This is a genomic window from Streptomyces sp. WELS2, assembly GCF_013870595.1.
GTDB lineage: Bacteria > Actinomycetota > Actinomycetes > Streptomycetales > Streptomycetaceae > Streptomyces.
The window spans coordinates 1-3,687 of record NZ_JACBWZ010000636.1; the positions used below are offsets into that span (position 1 = coordinate 1).

At 72.7% G+C, this 3,687-nt stretch carries 3 protein-coding genes; 1 reads left to right on the forward strand and 2 read right to left on the reverse strand.

Going from position 1 to position 3,687, the window contains the following annotated elements; genetic code table 11:
• Together H5J33_RS27150 and abc-f are read right to left on the reverse strand one after the other, a co-directional pair.
• Positions 1–648 (reverse strand): ATP-binding cassette domain-containing protein (locus tag H5J33_RS27150; RefSeq protein WP_181797479.1); only part of this gene is annotated, 648 nt, incomplete at its 3' end.
• Between the two features lie 78 nt (positions 649–726).
• Positions 727–2,361 carry a ribosomal protection-like ABC-F family protein gene (abc-f, locus tag H5J33_RS27155; RefSeq protein ID WP_181797480.1) on the reverse strand — a complete coding sequence of 545 codons (1,635 nt, stop codon included), beginning with the start codon at positions 2,359–2,361 and terminating at the stop codon, positions 727–729.
• Between the two features lie 717 nt (positions 2,362–3,078).
• On the opposite strand from abc-f, the gene H5J33_RS27160 reads away from it, so the two are divergent.
• Positions 3,079–3,546 carry a cytochrome P450 gene (locus H5J33_RS27160; protein WP_181797481.1) on the forward strand — a complete coding sequence of 156 codons (468 nt, stop codon included), beginning with the start codon at positions 3,079–3,081 and terminating at the stop codon, positions 3,544–3,546.
• The last annotated feature ends 141 nt before the right edge of the window (positions 3,547–3,687 follow it).

Sequence of the window (3,687 nt, forward strand, 5' to 3'; positions counted from 1 at the left end):
GACGACGATGGCGCCCGGGCCCGGGCCCAGGGCCTCCTCCAGTTCGTCGCACAGTCCCGGGGAGAGATGGTTGGTCGGCTCGTCGAGCAGCAGCGCGGAGGGGCGTCGTACGAGCAGCGCGGCCAGGGCGAGCCGGCCGCGCTGCCCGCCGGACAGCGAACCCAGCGTGCGGTCGTGGCCGACCGTGCCGAGGCCCAGTCCGGCCAGCACCAGGGCAGCGCGGCGGTCGGCGTCCCAGGACTCCCGGTCCTGGGCCCGCTCCAGCCGCCTGCCGTAGGCGTCGAGGAGTTCCCGGTGTCCGGGGTCGCCTTGCGGGACGCCGGCGAGTTCCTCGCCGAGCCGTTGCAGTTCGGCGAGGTCCTCGCGGGCCTCGCGCAGCGCCTCGTCCAGCACCGCGGCGACGGTGGCGTCGGCGTCGTAGGGCATCTCCTGGTGGAGGAAGCCCGGCTCGGCGGGGCGCGAGACGCTTCCCGCGTCGGGTTCGTCGATGCCGGCCAGCACCCGCAGCAGGGTGGACTTGCCGACACCGTTCTCTCCGATCAGGCCGACGCGCCGGCCGGGGGAGGCGGTCAGGGAGATGCCGTCGAGGACGCGCCGGCCGTCCAGGGTGCGGACGAGGTCGCGGGCGGGCAGAGCGGGCTGGTGCACGAGGATCCGTCCAACGTGTCCGGTGGTCGGCCCGCAGGGCGCGGAGCCTCGGACACGGGCCACGTCACACGCCGTGGGTCACACCTCGGGGGCTCCGGTCTCCTGCAGTACCCCGTCGGCCAGCCGCAGCCGGCGGTTGACGCCGATCCCGGTGAGGAACCGCTCGTCGTGACTGACCACCAGGAAGGCGCCCCGGTAGGAATCGAGCGCGCTCTCCAGCTGGCCCACGCCGACCAGGTCCAGGTTGTTGGTCGGTTCGTCGAGCAGGAGCAGTTGGGGGGCCGGCTCGGCGCACAGCACGCAGGCCAGGGTGGCGCGCAGCCGCTCGCCCCCGGACAGGACGCCGACGGGCAGGTGGGCGCGGGCCCCGCGGAAGAGGAAGCGGGCGAGCAGGTTCATCCGCTCCGCCTCGGGCCGTTCGGGGGCGAACGCGGCGAAGTTCTCCGCCACGGTGCGATCCGGGTCGAGCAGGTCCAGGCGCTGCGAGAGGTAGGCGATCCGGCCGTCGCTGCGCCTGATCTCCCCGCTGTCCGGGGCGAGGTCACCGGTGATCAGCCGCAGCAGGGTGGTCTTGCCGGAGCCGTTGGGCCCGGTCAGCGCGATGCGCTCGGGGCCCCGGACGGTCAGGTCGACACCGCCGTCGGCGAAGACGGCGCGGCCGGCGTGATGGACCTGCAGGCTCTCGCCGAGGAAGAGGTTGCGGCCGGCGGGCACGCTGGTGTCGGGCAGCTCCAGGGTGAGGCGCTGTTCGTCGCGCAGCGCGCGTCCGGCCTCGTCGAGCCGGGCCCTGGCCTCGCTGACACGGGAGGCGTGCGTCTGCCCGGACTTGCCGGCTGCCTCCTGTGCACCGCGCTTCATGGTGCCGGCGAAGATCTTGGGCAGTCCGGCGTTCTTGAGGTTCTTGGAGGCGTTGCTCATCCGGCGCTCGGCGCGTTCGCGGGCCTGCTGCATCTCCCGCTTCTCGCGCTTGAGTTCCTGCTCGGCGTTGCGGACGTTCTTCTCGGCGACATCCTGCTCCGCGCGGACGGCCTCTTCGTACTCGGTGAAGTTGCCGCCGTGGAAGCGCAGTTCACCGCCGCCGAGTTCGGCGATGCGGTCCATGCGATCGAGCAGGGCGCGGTCGTGGCTGACCAGCAGCAGGCAGCCGGTGAAGTCCGAGAGGACGTCGTAGAGCTGGTGGCGGGCCTCGGCGTCGAGGTTGTTGGTCGGCTCGTCGAGCAGGAGGACGTCCGGGCGCTTGAGCAACTGGGCTGCCAGACCGAGGGAGACGACCTGGCCGCCGCTGAGGGTGCTCAGGCCGCGGTCCAGAGCGAGGCCGGCGAGGCCCAGCCGGTCCAGCTGCGCGCGGGTGCGCTCCTCGATGTCCCAGTCGTCGCCGATGGTGGTGAAGTGTTCCTCGCCGACGTCACCGGACTCGACGGCGTCCAGGGCGCGGATCACCGCGGCGACACCGAGCACCTCGGCGACGGTGAGGTCGCCGGACAGGGGGAGGCTCTGCGGCAGGTAGCCCAGCGTTCCGCCGACCGCCACCGAGCCTGTGGCCGGCTCGAGTTCACCGGCGATCAGCTTGAGCAGGGTGCTCTTGCCGGAGCCGTTGGGGGCGACCAGGCCGGTACGGCCGCCGGTCACGGTGAAGGACAGGTCGTGGAAGACGGGGGTGTCGTCGGGCCAGGCGAAGGAGAGGCCGGAGCAGACGATGGCAGCGTGAGACATGAAGGGACCTCGGAGGCGCGGAGGGCAGAACAGAGACCTCTGCCCTGGGCAGATACGGGGAATGGGGTACGACGAGACGGGCCACGTCGGCGGCGGCGCTCCTGTGCGCCGGCCGGTGGCCGTCAGATCCGGATCTCACCCGGAGATGTCGTCTTCACCCACCACGTCTGCGACTCCTTGATCACACGGTCCAGGTCACTGGCAGCGTAGCAGGTGGTCGTTCCCGCGTCGGGCCCGGCCGGTGCCCGTTCGTTCACACGGGCAGCCGGGGGAGCGCATTGCCGATGACAGGGAAGTCGAAGGGGAGGGCCGGAGGGCACACCGGGCGGGCGGAGCTGATGGGCTCTCCCGTTCCGGTGGTCCGGCCTGTCGGGGCGTCGTGGGGAGAGCCGGCCGGACCTCGCGTGGGACGGTCGCGTTCATTCGCCCGGTGCCCCGGCCGCCCGTCAGCCCCAGCAGGAACCCGTCCCAGTCCAGACCCTCCATCTCCGTCTCGGCCGAGGTGATCCGGTACGTGGCCTCGAGCCACTCCGTCAGCCCGGCGGTGGGCAGCTCGAACGCGCCTCCACCTGCTGTGATTCGAGGAGCAGCCAGGACGAGGACCGCTCACCGGGCAGCGTCGGCCACATCCGCACGTCGCCGGAACCGCTCGTCCCCGTCGGCCCGCGGGGATTCGGGACCACCCTCCTCGTCGGGGGACACGAGACCACGGCGGCCATGCTCGCCCTGAGCGTGCCGGCCCTGCTGCGCAATCCGGACCAACTCGCCTCCTTTCGCGACGACCCCTCGGCCGCGGGGACAGGCGTGGAGGAACTCCTGCGCCAGCTCGCCATCCCGGCACCGCTCCTGCGCACCGCCGTGGCCGACATCGACCTCAACGGCAACCGGATCGCGGCGGGCGAGCACGTACTGCTCTCCCCGCTGACCGCGAACCGCGACCCCGGCCTCGTCCCCGAGCGCCCGGACGACCTCGACCTCCACCGCCGCCCGGTCGCCCAGCTGTCCTTCGGCTTCGGCGTCCACCAGTGCCTCGGCCAGCAACTGGCCCGACTGGAACTGAAGATCGCCCTGCCGGCCCTGCTCCGCCGCTTTCCCGCCCTCGGACTCGCCGTCCCCGAAACCGACCTCCGATTCCGCCAGGGCTCGACGGTCTACGGCGTGGAGGAACTCCCGGTCACCTGGTAACCGCCGGCCCCACCGCCCGCCCCTCAGTCCTCCGCGTTGCGCAAGCATGTGCCGCAGGACGCCGGCGTGTCCGACGAGGCCACCGGAGACCACCGGCCCGGCCGCCTCGTGCACCGGGGCGGTCACCGCGGTGCCTCCGCG